The 15741-nt window shown below is 73.8% G+C and carries 10 protein-coding genes and 1 pseudogene; 4 read left to right on the forward strand and 7 right to left on the reverse strand.

Annotated features, from left to right (window positions below; translation table 11 throughout):
* The 3 genes and pseudogenes from ACGFYV_RS29795 to ACGFYV_RS29805 all read right to left on the reverse strand — a co-directional run.
* Positions 1–440: pseudogene (locus tag ACGFYV_RS29795) on the reverse strand (Toxic cation resistance protein); the annotation flags it as partial.
* A gap of 64 nt (positions 441–504) precedes the next feature.
* Complete coding sequence (locus ACGFYV_RS29800) at positions 505–2445, reverse strand: FUSC family protein (protein WP_393881604.1); 1941 nt, start codon at positions 2443–2445, stop codon at positions 505–507.
* Between the two features lie 33 nt (positions 2446–2478).
* Positions 2479–3297: an alpha/beta fold hydrolase gene (locus ACGFYV_RS29805; protein ID WP_393881605.1), complete on the reverse strand. Its 819-nt coding sequence runs from the start codon at positions 3295–3297 to the stop codon at positions 2479–2481.
* 88 nt (positions 3298–3385) lie between these two features.
* On the opposite strand from ACGFYV_RS29805, the gene ACGFYV_RS29810 reads away from it, so the two are divergent.
* A complete protein-coding gene (locus tag ACGFYV_RS29810; RefSeq protein ID WP_393881606.1) occupies positions 3386–4897 on the forward strand; it encodes a PLP-dependent aminotransferase family protein in 1512 nt (503 codons plus the stop codon).
* 1070 nt (positions 4898–5967) lie between these two features.
* Here ACGFYV_RS29810 and ACGFYV_RS29815 read toward each other — a convergent pair.
* Complete coding sequence (locus ACGFYV_RS29815; protein ID WP_393881607.1) at positions 5968–6453, reverse strand: hypothetical protein; 486 nt, start codon at positions 6451–6453, stop codon at positions 5968–5970.
* Positions 6454–6711: 258 nt separating this feature from the next.
* Between ACGFYV_RS29815 and ACGFYV_RS29820 the strand changes: the two genes are divergently transcribed.
* Both ACGFYV_RS29820 and ACGFYV_RS29825 read left to right on the forward strand, forming a co-directional pair.
* A complete protein-coding gene (locus ACGFYV_RS29820) occupies positions 6712–7884 on the forward strand; it encodes a PP2C family protein-serine/threonine phosphatase (RefSeq protein WP_393881617.1) in 1173 nt (390 codons plus the stop codon).
* 65 nt (positions 7885–7949) lie between these two features.
* Positions 7950–9287, forward strand: a complete 1338-nt coding sequence (locus tag ACGFYV_RS29825; protein ID WP_393881608.1) for a hypothetical protein — start codon at positions 7950–7952, stop codon at positions 9285–9287.
* 8 nt (positions 9288–9295) lie between these two features.
* On the opposite strand, the gene ACGFYV_RS29830 is transcribed toward ACGFYV_RS29825, so the two are convergent.
* Both ACGFYV_RS29830 and ACGFYV_RS29835 read right to left on the reverse strand, forming a co-directional pair.
* Entirely contained in the window at positions 9296–10546 is a 1251-nt protein-coding gene (locus ACGFYV_RS29830; RefSeq protein ID WP_393881609.1) for an amidohydrolase, read from the reverse strand.
* 82 nt (positions 10547–10628) lie between these two features.
* Entirely contained in the window at positions 10629–12275 is a 1647-nt protein-coding gene (locus ACGFYV_RS29835) for an LCP family protein (RefSeq protein ID WP_393881610.1), read from the reverse strand.
* A 724-nt stretch (positions 12276–12999) separates the two neighbouring features.
* On the opposite strand from ACGFYV_RS29835, the gene ACGFYV_RS29840 reads away from it, so the two are divergent.
* On the forward strand, positions 13000–14343 hold the full coding sequence (locus tag ACGFYV_RS29840) for a tetratricopeptide repeat protein (protein ID WP_393881611.1): 1344 nt from the start codon (positions 13000–13002) through the stop codon (positions 14341–14343).
* 97 nt (positions 14344–14440) lie between these two features.
* On the opposite strand, the gene ACGFYV_RS29845 is transcribed toward ACGFYV_RS29840, so the two are convergent.
* Positions 14441–15319: a hypothetical protein gene (locus ACGFYV_RS29845; RefSeq protein ID WP_393881612.1), complete on the reverse strand. Its 879-nt coding sequence runs from the start codon at positions 15317–15319 to the stop codon at positions 14441–14443.
* Positions 15320–15741: the final 422 nt, after the last annotated feature.

Here is a 15741-nt window from a genome sequence, read left to right on the forward strand (position 1 = left end):
TCTGCCTCGACCTGAGCCGTCGGCTCCTCCTCGGCCACCGGCTCGGCCTCGGCCTCAGGCACCGGTTCCGGCTTCGCCGCAGGGTTCTTTCCGGCTGCAGGCTCCGTCTCAGCTGCCACCTTGCCCTCGGCCTCGGTCACCGCCTCGGTCTCAGTTGCCACCTTGACCTCGGGCACCGCCTCCGGCCCAGTCACCGGGGTGGATTGGCGGGGGACGGTGATGTTGTCGAAGGCGGCGGTGACCAGGTCGTGTTCCTGGAGGGCCGGGTCTTCGGTGCGGGGGTCGGGGAGTTGGGGGGTGGCGGTGTTCTGTGAGGGTTGTTGGCCCGCACTCTCTGCTTCGGCGGTGCGCGACTTGCGCCCTCTGCCGAATGCGTTCCGCAGGAGAGTGAGAATGCCCATGAGCGCAAACCCTTCGCGTGAGCTGATGCCGTCAATCACTGGCCAGGACGGACACGTAAGGTTAGCTGCCCTGTATTGCGATTCGGTCGCGCCCTCGGAGCGGTCAGCGCGGTGTCGCGATCGCCCGCGCGGCGGCGACCTCCTGGCGCAGGGGTTCGAGGACGCTGCCCGAGGGTCCGGTCAGATGGGTCGCGACCGCCGTGAGGGTGTCTGCGTGCCGGACGCCCTCGGAGAGTTCCCGCAGTTGGAGGGCCACATGGCGGACCTCGGCCGGTGAGGGCGGCTGCGCTCCGTGGCGGACGCGGACCCGGGCCGCGGTCGTCGCGTCGACGATGCGTTCCACGGCGACGACCAGGGGCCACCAGGCTGCCGCGCGGCGCCCGGTGGGCGGGGGTTCGGTCAGGGCCCGCTGGAATTCCGTCCGGATGGTGGACAGATCGCGGTAGAGACGGCGGCGCATACGGGCGCGAGCCGCCTGCTCGGTGCCGGGGCCGAAGGCCGCCTCGACGTAGGCGGCGGTGTCGGCCACCGCGTCCGCCAACTGGTCGCCCACCCGCGTGCGCCAGCTCTCCGGCCACAGGAGGTAGCCCACGACGAGCGCGATCACGCAGCCCATCAAGGAGTCGAGGAGGCGGGGGAGGAGCAGGGCGGTGCCCTGGTGGTTGAGGAGGTCCGAGAGAAGGAGGATCACCGGGGTGATGGCCGCCGTCTGGAAGCCGTAGCCCCGGGGGGTCAGGGCCGGGATGAGCGCCCCCAGCACCATGAGCGTGGGGACGATCCACCAGCCGCCCGGCACCTCCGCCAGCACCGCCGCCGCCAGGACCAGGCCCGCCACCGTGCCCAGCGCGCGCAGCAGCGCCCGGGAGAAGACCGAGCCGAAATCGGGCTTGAGGACGAAGGTGATGGTCAGGGCCACCCAGTAGGAGCGCGGGACCGGGAAGAGGGACACCGTCGCCTGCGCGATGCCGATGCACAGGGCCAGGCGCAGTCCGTAGCGCCAGGAGTTGGGGGCCAGCAGGACGTCGCGGGTGGCGCGGGTGGTGCGGATGCCGAGGGCGGCGGGGCGGCCGAGGCGGTCGTCGATGCCGCGCGGGTCGATCTCGGGGGCGCCGGCGACCTCGGCGGCGTGCCGCAGGGCGTGGTCGACGGCGCGGGCCGTCTCGGTGGTGGGGGTCGGGAGGAGCGGGAGCGGCACCGGGCCGGTCCTGCCGGACTCGATGGCGTCGGCGATGCGGCGGACGGACTCCGGGACCTCCGGGGGCAGCGGCAGTCCGGCGAGGTGGACGGCCGGCGCCGCCTCGACGACCGGAGTGATCGCGTTCAACTGGGCCAGCATCCGCGTCAGTTGGCGGCTGCGGCCGTGGTGGTGCGCGCGGTGGCCGAGGATGAGGTCGTACGACTGGTTCAGGGACCGGGTGACGTCGAAACGGGTGGTGACGTACCGGTCCTGGTCCCCGCAGGCGGCGAGCAGGTCCGCCACCGCGCGGTACGCGCCCGCGACCGAGGCCCGCTCGGGCACCCCGGCCCGCAGCGGCCAGGCCAGCAGGGCCATCAGCAGCACCAGCAGGCCGCCGCCGGTCATCAGGGCCGGTGGCACCCACCAGGGGTGGGGCAGCGGGAGGCCCGCGCCCACGACGCAGTTGAGCAGGAGCAGCAGCCCCGCCGCGGAGGCCACCGTGCCGATCGTCGAGATCATCCCGGACAGCAGCGCGACGCCGGTGACGATGGCGACGCCGTACCAGCCCTGCCCGTACGCCAACCCGCCGAGGACGACTCCGACGGCGCCGGCGACCTGCGGGACGGCGATGGTGATGACGCGTATGCGGTAGGCGTCGGCGGTGTCGCCGATGACGCCGTTCAGGGCGCCCATGGCGGCGAGCGCGCCGTACACGGGCTTGCCGGCCGCGAGTCCGATCGCCAGCGGCAGGGAGAGTGCCACGGCGGCGCGGGCCACGGCTGCCCGGTTCACGGGCGCCCGCTGCGGTCGGAGGTTCCTGACCAGCCAGTCGGGCGGGGCGAGGCTGACGGGGAACTCTCGGGACATGCGCCCATTATCGCCACCCTGGCGCCAAGATCGTCAGCTTGGGAGCAGGTCGACCGCCGTCAGGAACTCGCCGAGGACCTTGTTGAACTCCTCGGGCCGTTCCAGGTTCGGCATGTGGGCGGCCCGCTCGACGACGTGCAGGCGGGAGCCGGGAAGCGCCCGGTGCATGGCTTCGGCGTCCGGCACCGGGGTGTACGTGTCGTCGGCGCCGACCACGACGAGGACCGGCGCCGTGACCCTCGCCAGCAGCGGGCGGTAGTCGGGGCGTTCGGCACGGCCGCGCAGGGAGGCGGCGGCGCCCCGCGGGGAGGTGGCCGTCATCATGCGGTGCACCTGGGCCTTGACCTCGGGGTCCGCGTACGGCGCGACCATCTTCTCCAGGACCTCGTCGGCGTAGCCGCGCATGCCCTCGGCGAGCAGCCGGCCGGCCATGGCCCGCCTGTTCCGCCGGCCCTCGGGGGTCTCGGGGTCGGGGAAGGTGTCGGCGAGGACCAGTCCCCGGACGCGGTCGCCGAAGCGGTCGTAGCACTCCATGGCGATCTGGCCGCCCATGGACAGACCGGCGAGGACGAAGGAGTCCACGGCGAGGGCGTTCAGGAGTTCCTCGATGTCCTGTGCGTGCCGGGAGAGCGGGACGGCGCCGTCGGTCACCGGGGAGGCGCCGTAGCCGCGCAGGTCGGGGGCGACGACCCGGCGTTCGGTGCGGAACGCGGCGATCTGCGGGGACCACATCGTGCGGTCGAAGGGGTGGCCGTGGACGAGGACCAGGGGGAGGCGCCCGGTTGCGGTTGCGGTTGTGGTTTCGGTTGTTGGTTTGGGGCCTTTGTCGTCGTATGCGAGGAAGGGTGGCATAGGGCCGACCCTAGGCAGTGCCAACTTCTCGGTGCAATAAAATCTTTGCCCTCGGTGCAATCCAAAGTGTCCGGGGTCAGGGGGAGTTGTGGAGCAGGACTATCGGCGGATCGCCGACCGGATAGCCGCCGACATCTCCCGGGGGCGGCTGCGACCGGGGCAACGGCTGCCGCCGCAGCGGGCGTTCGCGCGACGGCACGGGATCGCCGCCTCGACGGCGGGGCGGGTGTACGGCGAACTCGTGCGCCGGGGTCTTGTGGTGGGCGAGGTCGGGCGCGGCACGTTCGTACGGGCCACGGAGCCGGACGCGCAACCGGGGCGCGCGTTGACGGAGGCGGACGGTGCGGGCGGAGGGTCCGGGGCGGTCGGCGAGGGTGACAGGGCCGACAGGCCCGACGGGGCCGACAGGGGTGGTGCCGCAGCGGTGAATCTGGAGCTGAACTACCCCTCCGTACCAGGGCAGTCGGAGCTGCTCGCCCCCGCCCTCGCGCCGTTGCTGCGGCCGGACGTGCTGGCCGAGGCGCTGCGCCGGCCGGCCGCCGCGGCCGGTACCGCGGATGCCCGGGAGGCGGTCGCGGGGCTGCTGTGGGCCGGTGGCGACGACCGGCCGGCCCGCGCGGAGGGGATCCTGTTCACCGGCAACGCCCGCCAGGCCATCGCCGCCACCCTCGCCTCCCTCGTCCGTCCCGGCGGCCGGATCGGGGTCGAGCCGCTCACGTATCCGCTGGTCAGGGAGATATCCGCGCGGCTCGGCGGCACCCTCGTCACGCTCGCGTGCGACGAACGCGGACCGCTGCCCGACGCGCTCGCCGCCGCCCACCGCAGCGCTCCCCTGTCCGCGCTCTACCTCCAGCCGACCCTGCACAATCCGACCTCGCTGACCCTGGACGCCGAGCGGCGGGCGGAGCTGGCCGGTGTCGTCCACAGGCTGGGGATACCGGTCGTGGAGGACCGGATCTGGTCCTTCCTGCACCCCGGTGGCCCGCCGCCGCTCGCCGTGCTCGCGCCCGGCTTCGTCCATGTCGTGGACGGGCTGTCCAAGCGGGTGGCGCCGGGGCTCACCGTCGGTTTCGTCGCCGTACCGGCCGACCGGACGGAGGCGGTGGCGCGGGCCGTGCGGTCCGGGGGGTGGGGTGCGAGCGCGTTCGCGCTGGAGGCGGCCGTGCGCTGGATCGGGGACGGGACCGTGGCGCGGCTGGTCGAGGCGAAGCGGGTGGACGCCGGGCGGCGGCAGCGGCTGGTCGCCGAGGAGCTGGCCGGGTTCGACGTACGGTCCGACCCGGCCGCCTATTTCGCCTGGTGGCGGCTGCCCGCGCCGTGGCGGGCGGACACCTTCACGGCCGCGGCACGGGCGCACGGGATCGCGGTCACCCCGGGCACGGCCTTCTCGGTCGACCCGAGCCGTACCCCGGACGCGGTCAGACTCGGGCTCGCGTCGGTTCCGGAGCCGGAGTTGGCGCGGGCGCTGCGGATTCTCGCCGGCGTCGCACGGGGCGCGGGAGGCGCGACAAGTGCGGGAGGCGCGGGAGGTGCAGCAGGCGCGGTAGGCGGGACAGGCGTGGTGGGCGGGACAGGCGGGGGACGCGCAGGAGCCGGGTGATCAGGGCGACCAGGAGGCCGAGGCCCAGCAGCAGCCAGGAGACAGTGCGCAGGGTGGCGGTGAGGGTGTCGTAGACGGCGCCCGCGGCCGCGTGCGGTGTGCCGGCGGGCAGGTCGGCGAGGGTGAGGCCCCGGCCGACGGCGACGGCGAGGGCGAGCAGGGCGCCGCCCAGGGCCGTGCCCAGCGCGGTCGCCATGACGGCGCGGCGACGGCGTACGGCGAGGGCGATCCCGGTGACGGCGAACGCGACGGCCGCCACCGGCAGCCAGAATCCGGCGACTTCGAGCACGTGGAACCCCTTCCGTAGCCGGGTCAGTTCGCCCGCCCGCAGTATCGGCACCGCGGTGTGCTCCACCGGGATGCGCGCGGCGAGCGGTACGTGGTCCTGCGTGAGCTGCTGTTTGACCTGGGCGGTGACGGGGGCGAGGTCGACCGTCACCGGTCCCGCGGGCGCGTTCTCGTCGGCGTCCTCCTCGCGCAGGGCGCGCAGGACGGCGTCGTGCGTGACCCGGTTGCCGGTGTCCCAGGCCAGCCGGAAGGCGCGGGTCTGGGTGAAGGAGCGCACCGCCTCGTGTACGAACGGGCCCACCGAGCCGCGCGCCGGCCGGACGTCCAGGTGCGCGTCCACCTCGCGCAGGATGTCGTCCCCGACGGACTCCGCGACGGCGTCCCGCACGTCCGGGTCGGCGGCGAGCGGCGCCATCGTGGTGACGTACCGGCCCGTGTCGGTCAGCGTGTACGCCGCCCAGGCCGCCACCGCGCCGAACGGCACGAGCAGGCAGGACAGGGTGATGAGCACGGCCGACAGGGCGCTCCTGAGGCGTGGGGGCACGCTTCCAGGCAACGGCCCGCGGGCCGTCCGTGCGACCGGGGTGCGGACGGAGTGCGTCCATTCGGGCGAAAAATCGAGCCGAACAGCCGTGCCACCTGGCGGAACTGGCGATTCCGCTCTCCGGTGGAGGGTTCACCCGAACGGGTGTTTCCTGGTCCTGGGACCAGTGGAGGGAAACACAGGGGAGTGCGTGGGCCCCGGCAGGGGCCCACGCACACCCGATGAGCCCCCTCGGGGTTCATCGGATGCGATGTCCGACCGCGTCCTCGTGCGTGTAATAGCGGTAGAAGAACACGACGAACGTGACCGCCGCGACCGCCAGCGACATGCCCACCGACCGGATGATCGACTCGCCGGTCTGGCTGTAGAGGAAGCCGAACGCGCAGCCGGCGAACACCGTCCACATCACCGCGTGCATCTCCCGCCGCAGCCGTGGCGCCACGGTCAGCATTCCGAAGCACACCACCGCGAACACGATCGCCGTGACGAACCCGAACAGCACGTTCCAGCCTGTGATGGGCCCGCCGCTGCGCCGGTTGGCCGCCGCCCAGTAGCCGTAGACCAGCGCCAGCACGACCGGTACGGCCACCCTGGCGATCTGGTGGGTGCGGGCGTCGAAGACGTCCGGTGGACGGTGGACGGCGGAGCCGGGAGCCTCGCCGCCGGATCCGGGTGCGAGGCCGGGCCGGGGCATTCCACCGGGTGCGGGTGCCGCATGAGCCATGAGAGCACTCCTCTCTCTTCTCCCCCGTCTCCTGTCCCCGTCTTCCCTCCCCCCCGTTTTCTCTCTCCTCCGTCTTCCCTCTCCCCGTCTTCCGTCTCCTCCGGTTTCCACAGCACACCTGGGCCGACGGCCTGGCAAGTCGGCCGGACGGGTGACATGGGCCCGGATGCGGCCGGGGTGCCCGTGTGCTTCGCTGAGGGACATGGAGCGCTGCCCACGGTGACGCAGGTGGAGCACCGGCGCCGGCGGCAGTGGTGGATGCCGCGGATCCCGGCCCGGAGCGTCGCGTGGCTGCCGCCGCTGCTGCTGCTCGCGGCCATCGCGCTGACGGACTTCAACACCGGCGAGCGGTTCCGGATCGTCTCCTGGATCGTCCTCGTCCCCGCCATCTCCGCCTCCATGTGCGGGGTGACGACGACGGCCGTGTACGCCCTGCTGTCGCTGGTGACGTACGTCCTCGTGGACGACGCCTGGCCCCACCAGTACCGGGCCGGACTGGCCGACTTCATCCTCGTCGCCGTCGGTGGCATCCTCGCCACGCTGGCCTGCGCGGAGCGGCTGCGCCGGGAGCGGCGGGAACTGCGCATGCGGGACATCGCCGAGACGACCCGCCGCACCGTGCTGCGCCCCCTGCCGCCCGGCTGGGCCGGCCTGGAGCACGCGGGGGTGTATCTGGCCGCCGACAGCGAGGCGCGGGTGGGCGGCGACTTCTACGACATCCAGCCCGGCCCGCACGGCACCCGGGTCCTCGTCGGTGACGTGCAGGGCAAGGGCCTGCTCGCGGTGGACACGGCGGCGGCCCTGCTGGGCACGTTCCGGGAGGCCGGATACCACGAGCCGGACCTGACGACCGTCGCCGCACGGCTGGAGGTGAGCATGCGCCAGCACCGCGAGCACGCCCTCGCGCTCGGCCGGGACGACGAGGACCGCTTCGCCACCGCCGTCCTGGTCGGCTTCCCCGCGGGCGTCCCCGACCTCGTGGAGCTGATCAACTTCGGTCACGAGCCCCCGCTCGCCCTCGGCCCGGACGGCGTCCGCGTCCTGTCCTCCGGCGACGGGCTGCCGCTCGGGTACGGCGACCTCGCGGACGGCCTCCCGCCGCCGCTGCACCGGGTGCCGCTGAGCAGTGCGGAGACGCTGCTGCTGGTGACCGACGGGGTGACCGAGGCACGCGACCGGGCCGGGGAGTTCTACCCGCTGGCCCAGGAGGTGGGCCGGGCCGTCGCCGCCGACCCCGGCCGGGCCCGGCCCGCGCCACTGGTGCGCCTGGTCCGCGACGGCGTGCTGCGCCACAGCCGCGGCCGGCTCGGGGACGACACCACCATCTTCGCGGTCCGGCGGCGACCCCCCGAGGAGGACGGGGAGGAGGCGGGGGGCCAAGAGGACGAGGGGGACGGGGAGGGCTTCGGACGCGGACGTTCACCGTCCTGAGTCACTGCTTTGCAGCAGCAGCGGTTACGGTGCTGACAGCAGGACCGTCGACAGGGGGAGGGACGATGCCGGGAACCGTACTGCTGCTCGCGGCCTCGCCGCTGGGCAAGGGGCGTCTGGTGGACGCGGCCGGGGTGCTGCCCGTCCTGGCCGCGGTCGCCCCCGCCGTGCTGTCCGGCACCGACACGGCGAACGTGGTCGAACTCGCCGATCCGCTGGACCCGCAGGCCGTGCTGACCCGGCTGCGGGCGGCAGCCGCCGCGCCGGGCCCGCTCACGCTGTACGTCGCCGGGCAGCTGCATCTGGACCGCCGCCAGCGGCTGCCCCATCTGGCGCTCGCCCGCACCACACCGGCGACCATGCGCTACACCGCGCTGCCGTGGCACTGGATCCGGGAGGAGCTGCGGCTGCGCTCCGCCGCCGACACCGCGCTGGTGGCCGATCTGCACGCCGACGCGGAGACCTGGCGGTATCTGGCCGAGCGGCCGTTGGAGTCGGGGCCGAACGTCTCCGTGTACGGCCGGATCGCGCCCGGCGCCGGCGGCCGGCGGATCGCCGAGCCGTCGTACATGAAGGCCGTGGCGACCCTGCTGCGCAGCGGACACCGGCCGCCGCTGCCGCGGTTGCACGAGCAGGCGCTGACGCGGATCGCCGAGGGCGGCGCGGGACGGGACATGATCCTGGGCGGATTCGCCGGCTCCGCCCCCACGGCCCCGTACGGCCACGGCCACCCGGCCCCGCACACCACCACGGACATCCCCCCGCACACCACCACGGACATCCCCCCGCACACCACCACGGACATCCCCCCGCGGATCCCCGCGCACGTCGGTCAGTTGCCCGAACACGCCGGTCAGTTGTCCGCGCACGTCGGTCAATTGTCCGGGCATGTCAGTCCGTTGGACGGGAACGTCGGTCCCTTGTCCGGGCAGCGCGGGCAGCGCGGGCCGGTCCGTCCGCAGGCGGCGGACACCTCGGCGGCCGTGGACCCCCACGCCGCCATCAGCGACGCCGTCCGGACGGGGCGGTACGGCGACGCCGACGCGCTCGCCGCCCGGTACGAGGACGCCGCGGCACGCGAGCACGGGCCCGTGTCCGACGAGGCGCTCCACTGGGCCGAAGTCCGGGCCGACCTGGCGATGTTCGCCGGGGACGCGGTGCGCAGCTGCCGGTCCTGGATGGACGTGGCCGGCGTACGCCTGGCCGCGGGACAGCCCGGGGACGCGCCCGCCGTGGAGGCGGCCGTGGACCGGGCCCACCATCAGTGGGGGTCCGTCGAGGACGTGGCGCAGGCCCGTGAACTCGGTTTCGCACTGGCGGACTTGAGGCTACGGGTGCCGGGGCGCCGGGAGGGCGCGCTGGAGAACGTCCAGCGGCATCTGCGGGAACTCCAGGCCCAGTAGGGGCGCCGTCACGCGGGCGCCAGCAGCGCCAGCGCCCCCGACACCAGCGTGCGCACCCCCGGGGCGATCACGGACAGGTCCGGCGCGAAGTGCGGGCTGTGGTTGCTCGGCACGGCCGCGAACTTCTCCTCGAAGCCGTCCCCGGGCGCCTTCTCCCACACCTCGGCCGGAGTGCTCGTCACGAACCAGTACGAGTACGGGATCGAGCCGAGCGCCAGCTGCGGGAAGTCCTCGCTGCCCATCGCCGGGCCCGGGTCGAACACCGTGTCCGCGCCGAACACCTCGCGGTGCACGGCGGCCACCGCGGCGTCGGTCCCGGCGTCGTTGACGGTCACCGGGAAGGTGCTGCCGAGGGTGATGTCCGGTTCGCGCGGGCAGCCGGCCGCCATGCACTCACCGAGCGCGATGCGCCGGATCGCGGCCAGCATCCGCGTGCGGACCTCCTCGGACTGGGTGCGCAGGTTCAGGGCGATGCGCGCCTCGGACGGGATGATGTTGTGCCGGGTGCCCGCCTCGATCCGGCCCACCGTCAGCACCGCCGCCTCACGGGCCGCCAGCTCCCGGGAGACGACGGACTGCAGCCGGGTGACCAGATAGGCGGCGGTCACCACCGGGTCGACGGTCGCCTCCGGGCGCGAACCGTGTCCGCCCCGGCCGTGCACCACGATGTCCACGTCCGTCGACGCCGACATGATCAGACCCGGCGCGTGCGGGTACAGGCCCGCCGGACCGGGCGTCGCGTGCTGGCCCAGCAGCACGTCCGGCCGCCCGAAACGCTCGTACAGCCCGTCCGCGACCATCCGTGCCGCGCCCTGTCCGGACTCCTCGGCGGGCTGGCCCACGACCAGCAGGGTGCCGTTCCACGTGTCCCGGCCGGCCGCCAGCGCCTCGGCGGCGCCCGCCAGCCAGGTGACGTGCAGGTCGTGCCCGCAGGCGTGCATCACGCCGTCCGCCTCGGAGGCGTACGGCAGCCCGGTCCGCTCGGCGACCGGCAGCGCGTCCATGTCGGCGCGCAGCAGCACGGCCGGCCCGTCGCCGCCCCGCAGCACCCCCACGACCCCGGTCCCGCCGACACCCTCGGCCGTCTCGAACCCGGCGGCCCGCAGCCGCGCGGCCAGCTTCCCCGCGGTGCGGTGCTCGCGCAGGGACAGCTCGGGGTGGCGGTGCAGATCGCGGTAGAGCTCCTCCAGTTCCGGTACCGGGAGGTCGGCGGTCAGGTCACGGGCGGCGCGGGCGGCGCGCGCGGCTGCGGAGGTCACGGGGGCAGCGTAGGCGCCGCCGGGCTGCCGGGGGGAGTGGGCGGCGTCCGCGGGGGTGGGCCGTGTCGGGGGGAGGGGTGGTTCACCAGGTGTAGCCCGGTTGGATGTCCATGCAGGCGTCGTCCTTCTCGCCGTTGAGGACGGCCGCCGTGTCGGGTGCCTTGGTCGGGGCCTCGGTCTTCGGGTAGGTGCCGCCGGTGCGCCAGTCGGTGCCGACGGTCAGGGTGATGGCGGTGGCGTCGGCGGACTCGTGCACATGGCTCAGCGGGATCCCGAGCGCCCTGGCCACCGTCTGGGCGTCGCCCTCCAGATCGGGGGCGGGGTACAGGACGGTGGTCTCGGCCGAGGTGGTGGGCGTGGTGTCGAGGGACGCCCTGGTGAACCCCTTGTCCCTGAGGGCCTGGACGACCGCGCTCGCCCGCTGCGGGGTGGCGGCCAGGGTGTCCGAACCGGTGCCGTTGCGGACCCGCACCGCGATGCCGTCGTCCGTGGCCGCGGGATCGTCCGACCGCTGCTCGGGCTTGGGCGCGGTGCCGTGTCCGTCGAGCGGGGTGTCGTCGCGGACCATGGAGATGAGCTGGTCGGCGTCACCGGACCTGGGCACCAGCCGGTTGCGGTCCTGGGGCCACTGCACGGTGGGCAGCGTGGTCATGGTGATCCGCCCGGTGGGGACCTTCTGCAGTTCCCCGGACAGGTCGTACAGCTTCTTGACCGTGCCGAGGCCCTCGTCGACCGTGAGCGCCTTCGTCGCGGTCTCCGCGAGCGCCCGCATGTCGGCGGGGTTGTCCAGCCGTGCGTTCGCGCGCAGTTGACGGACCATCGAGTTCATGTACATGTGCTGGGCGTGGGTGCGGCCGATGTCGGTGCCGTCCTCGAAGCCGTAGCGGGTGCGCAGCCACTGCAGGGCCTGTACGCCCTTGACCGGGTGGGTGCCGGCGCGCAGCCTCAGGCCCGAGCCGTGGCCGTCGGAGGTGTGCGACCAGACGTTCTGCTTCACGCAGACCGGGACGCCGCCGATGGCGTCCGCCATCGCGACCACACCGGAGAAGTCGACCATCATGAAGTGGTCGATGTGGATGTGGGTGAGGTTCTCCCAGGTGGCGACGGTGCAGCCCGGCCCGCCGCGGCCCAGTGACTCGTTCGCCATGGCCAGGGACAGGGCGTCGTACGTCTGCTTACGGTCCGGGTCGGTGCACCGGGGGATCGGGATCATGGTGTCGCGGGGCAGGCTGACCACGGACATGTTGCTGCGGTCGGCCGAGAGGTGCACCAGCATCTGTACGTCGGCGAGTGGCGGGCGGCCCACGTCGGCCTTGGAGCCGCCGAGTCGCAGGTCCTGCGCGGTGTTCCGGCTGTCCGAGCCGATCAGCAGGATGTTCAGCGGGGTCTGGCCCGCGGTGTTCGGGGTCGGCTCGGGTACGGCGGCCTCGGAGTCGCCCAGGTTCAACTGGGCCTTATTTATGTTGCCGTTGAGGTGCTGGTAGTAGGCGTAACCGGCGCCGGCGGTACCGACGAGGAGGACCGCGAGTAAGACCGCGGTCCAGCGAAGTATGCGCAACCAGCGCCGGGGCCGGACCGGTTCGGCGCGCTGGTCGCGCCGCCTGCCGCGGTCTTCCTGGGCGCCGCGCCCTTCGCGCCCGCCGCCCTCTTCGCGCCCGCCGCGCCCCTCCTGCCCGCCGCCCTCTTCGCGCCCTTCAGGCGCTTCGTGCGCTCCGTGTCCTGCGTGCACTTCATGCGCTTCGTGCCCTTCGTGCCCTTCGTGCCCTTCGTGCCCTGCGTGCCCTTCATGCGCTCCGTGCCCTTCGGGCCCGGCGGGCTCCGTCGGTGCCGCCTCCCCGTCCGCGCGCACGCTGCCGCCCGTCATCCCCGCGCCCTCCCACCCCTGGCCCCGACCCCGACTGCGGCGGGGTCGCCGTGGCACCGAAAGAATCCCTGTGTCCTGAGAAGCCCTGTGTCCTGGCCGGGCGGCGCTCCCCACGGCGCCCGCTGGACCGGGGAGCTCACACTAACCGCGCGGCCCGCTGTCAAGCGGACGCGGTGAGATATTCCACTCCCGTACAACCCGTCTATTGACCGTGTTTGAGGGGAAAAGCGGCCCCGCTTTGGACCGGACTTTACGTGCCGCGGGATGTCCTCAGCGCTCGGCCTGCGACAGGGGCCGCTCGTCCGGCAGGGAGTCGCACGCGCGGGCCGGGCCCGCGTTCGCCGCGGCGATCAGCGCGACCACGGCGACGACCGCCGCGGCCACACCCCGGGCGACGGACGAATTCCTGCCATGTCCGGGCCGCGGACGGGGAATTGTGCCGGAGCGTCCGTAGGGTGCGGATGTACGTCCGAGCACGGTGACCTCGCAACGACAAGCGACGTGTTAAACATGCTTAATCCGCCGTTTAACCTAGGGGTGTCGGCCGCCAACGGCAAGGGGCACCAGGGGAGTTGGGGGGAGAAAAGGGATGCGTGAGAGGGATGATCCCGATGTCATCGGGCGGCGTGTGCAGCAGATGCGCACCCAACGCGGACTGACTCAGCGCCAGGTGGCCGAGCCCGCCTATACGCCCGCCTACATCTCCACCCTGGAGGCCGGCCGGGTCAGGGCGTCCGACGACGCCCTGCAGCACATCGCCGGCCGGCTCGGGGTCGCCTTCGAGGAACTCGCCGTCGGCCGCCCCGCCCATCTCGCCACCGACCTCCGGCTCCGGCTCACCGAGGCCCAGCGCACGCTCGCCGACGGCAAGGCCGAGGAGGCGGCCGCCCAGTACGTCCTGCTGCTCGCCGAGGCGGAGGCGCACGGGCTCGACCCGGAGCAGGCGGCCGCACTGCTCGGGCTCGGGGAGAGCGCCTTGGACTCCGGCGAACTGGGCAAGGCACGCCAGTACTTCGAGCGGGCCGAGGAACAACTGGCCGGGGAGTCGCTGGCGGCCCGTGCCCCGGCCGTCCGAGGCCGCGCGGTCTCCCACTACCTGGCCGGCGAACTCCGGTACGCCGTCTACCTCCTGGAAACCACCCTCGACGAACTCAACCGCGGCGGACTGCACGACCCCGACGCCCTGCTGCTCCTGTACACCGGCGTCATAGGCCCGTACATGGACATGGGCGCCCACGCCCGCGCCGCCCAGGCCGCCGAGTTCGCGCTCGCGCTCGCCCCGCAGGCCGGCGACCCCGCGCTCATCGCCCGCATGCACCGCTCGGTCGCCCGCACCCTGCTCGCCGAGGGCCGGGTCGCCGAGGCCGACGCCTCCCTCGCCAAGGCCGCCGAGCTGTACCGCCAGCTCCAGCTGCGCACCGAACTCGCCAACTGCCACTGGATGCGCGGCTACGTCTACGCCCAGGACGGCGAACTGGAGCACGCCGAGGCCGAGTTACGACAGGCCCTCGCCATGCTCTCCGAGTCCCGCGCCGCGCTCTACCGCAGCCAGGCCGCGGTGGAACTGGCCGACGTCCTGCACCGGCGCGGCCGGCCTGCGGAGGCCGCAGAGCTGCTCTCCGGAGTCCTCGGCGACTTCTCCTCCGAACGCGGCGCCGTCCACGCCGCCGCCGCCCACCGACTCCTCGGCATCATCGCCGAGGACGCCCGTGACACGGAGGCCGCCGAGGAGCACTACGTCCGCGCCCTCAGCCTCCTCGAACGCGCCGGCGCGGCCGGTGACCTGGCAGACCTGTGCCGCCTCCTGGGCGACCTGCTGCGCCGCACCGGCCGCGTCGAAGCGGCCCTGGACGCCTACCGCACCGGCCTCGGCCACCGCACGGCCCCCGGCACGACCACCCTGGGCCCGGCCCCGGCACAACCACCACTGTGAGCGTCGGCGGCCCCGCTCCCGTGAGTGGCCGCTGCCCCGCTCGCGTGAACGGCCGCTGCCCCGGAGCCGTCACACCTGGCCCCTCACACCTGGCCCCTCACACCTGGACCCGGCCCTGTTTGCGTACGTCCGCCAGGCGTAGCGCGCCGACCTGGACGGCGGCCTGGGTGGCGTCGTTCGGGACGTCGCCCAGGCCGCCGTTGGTGAGGGCGAAGGCGTCCTCGCCGACCCGGACGGCGGCGATGTCCATCGTGAGCAGGACGTCCTCGTCGTCGGACGTGGTGGTGGCGAGCGTGAGGTGCAGGCCCTGCCGCGCGTCCCCGACCTCCGGCAGCGGGGCGTCGACGACCCGGACGTCCTCGGTCAGGCCCGTCTGCGTGGTGGCCGTGAACCGGGCGCACTGCTCCGGCAGGGTCTTCAGCCAGGCCAGCGCCGCGTCGACGTCGGAGGGGCGGCGGGCGCCGATCTGGTAGCGCAGCTGGGCGTTCGTGTCGGCGTCGTCCAGGCCGACGGCGACGCGGGCGGGGCCGCCGAGGAGTTGGTCGGTGTAGAGGGCCTCCATCAGGCGCTGGCACGGCGCGGCGTCGCTGGTCGCCTTCAGCAGCCCGTCCCGCCAGGTGGCCGCGCCGCGTGTCGCGGACCAGGGGGCGCCGAGGTCGGTTTCGGTGAGGAGCGCGGCCTGTGCCTGTGCGTCGGTGAGCGTGGACCCGTCGTCGCGGGGCTTCGCCTTCGAGGGCGCGCTCGTCGACTTCTCGATCGTCGGCAGGGGGTACTCGGCGGTCGCCGGATGTTCGAGGCCGAGGGTCGCGCAGCCGCCCGTGAGCGGGAGGAGGCCGACGGCAAGGAGGGCGGCGGTGCGGGAGCGGCGGGTGCGGATGACGGTGGGCGTGCGGAGGATGGCGGCGGGCGTGCGGAGGATGGCGGGTGTGCGTATGACGGCGGGTGTCCGGGGCGGCGTCGGGGTGGTCGGGGGCATCGGGGCCTCCAGGGCGGGCAGGGTGGCCGTGGTGGGCCGTGGTGGGGGTGCCTGCTCTCACGCCATCACCGCCCACCACGGCTCACCAGCGCTCCGGTCCGTCCGGGTGAGGGCGCCGTCCGGCGGTTCGGGCTGGATGGGTGCGGATTCGGCTGCGATTCCGGGTGCGGCCGTGAGCCGTGAGCGCGGACGTGAGCCGTGAGTGCGGGTGCGGCCGTGAGTGCGGGTGCGGGTGCGGGTGCGGCTCGGCTGGGGCTGCGGGTACGTCGTGGCCTGGGGCCCAGTTGCTCGCGGCCCTGGGAAGCCGGGGGCTTGAGCCGGGCTGTTCTAGACGAGTCATTCCGATGTGATCAGTGGTCGTAGGCGATCAGGGACCGCATGACCGGCTGCCCAGTCTTGTGGTTGTGCCAGATCGCCGCGGC

It is taken from the genome of Streptomyces sp. NPDC048297 (assembly GCF_043201585.1).
Taxonomy (GTDB): Bacteria; Actinomycetota; Actinomycetes; order Streptomycetales; family Streptomycetaceae; genus Streptomyces.

What these genes read in the sequence shown, in the direction of transcription:
- ACGFYV_RS29800 (WP_393881604.1), bottom strand. Translation starts at nt 2,445, where the DNA reads ATGTCCCGAGAGTTCCCCGTCAGCCTCGCCCCGCCCGACTGGCTGGTC.
- ACGFYV_RS29840 (WP_393881611.1), top strand. Translation starts at nt 13,000, where the DNA reads ATGCGTGAGAGGGATGATCCCGATGTCATCGGGCGGCGTGTGCAGCAG.
- ACGFYV_RS29815 (WP_393881607.1), bottom strand. Translation starts at nt 6,453, where the DNA reads ATGGCTCATGCGGCACCCGCACCCGGTGGAATGCCCCGGCCCGGCCTC.
- ACGFYV_RS29820 (WP_393881617.1), top strand. Translation starts at nt 6,712, where the DNA reads ATGCCGCGGATCCCGGCCCGGAGCGTCGCGTGGCTGCCGCCGCTGCTG.
- ACGFYV_RS29825 (WP_393881608.1), top strand. Translation starts at nt 7,950, where the DNA reads ATGCCGGGAACCGTACTGCTGCTCGCGGCCTCGCCGCTGGGCAAGGGG.
- ACGFYV_RS29845 (WP_393881612.1), bottom strand. Translation starts at nt 15,319, where the DNA reads ATGCCCCCGACCACCCCGACGCCGCCCCGGACACCCGCCGTCATACGC.
- ACGFYV_RS29805 (WP_393881605.1), bottom strand. Translation starts at nt 3,297, where the DNA reads ATGCCACCCTTCCTCGCATACGACGACAAAGGCCCCAAACCAACAACC.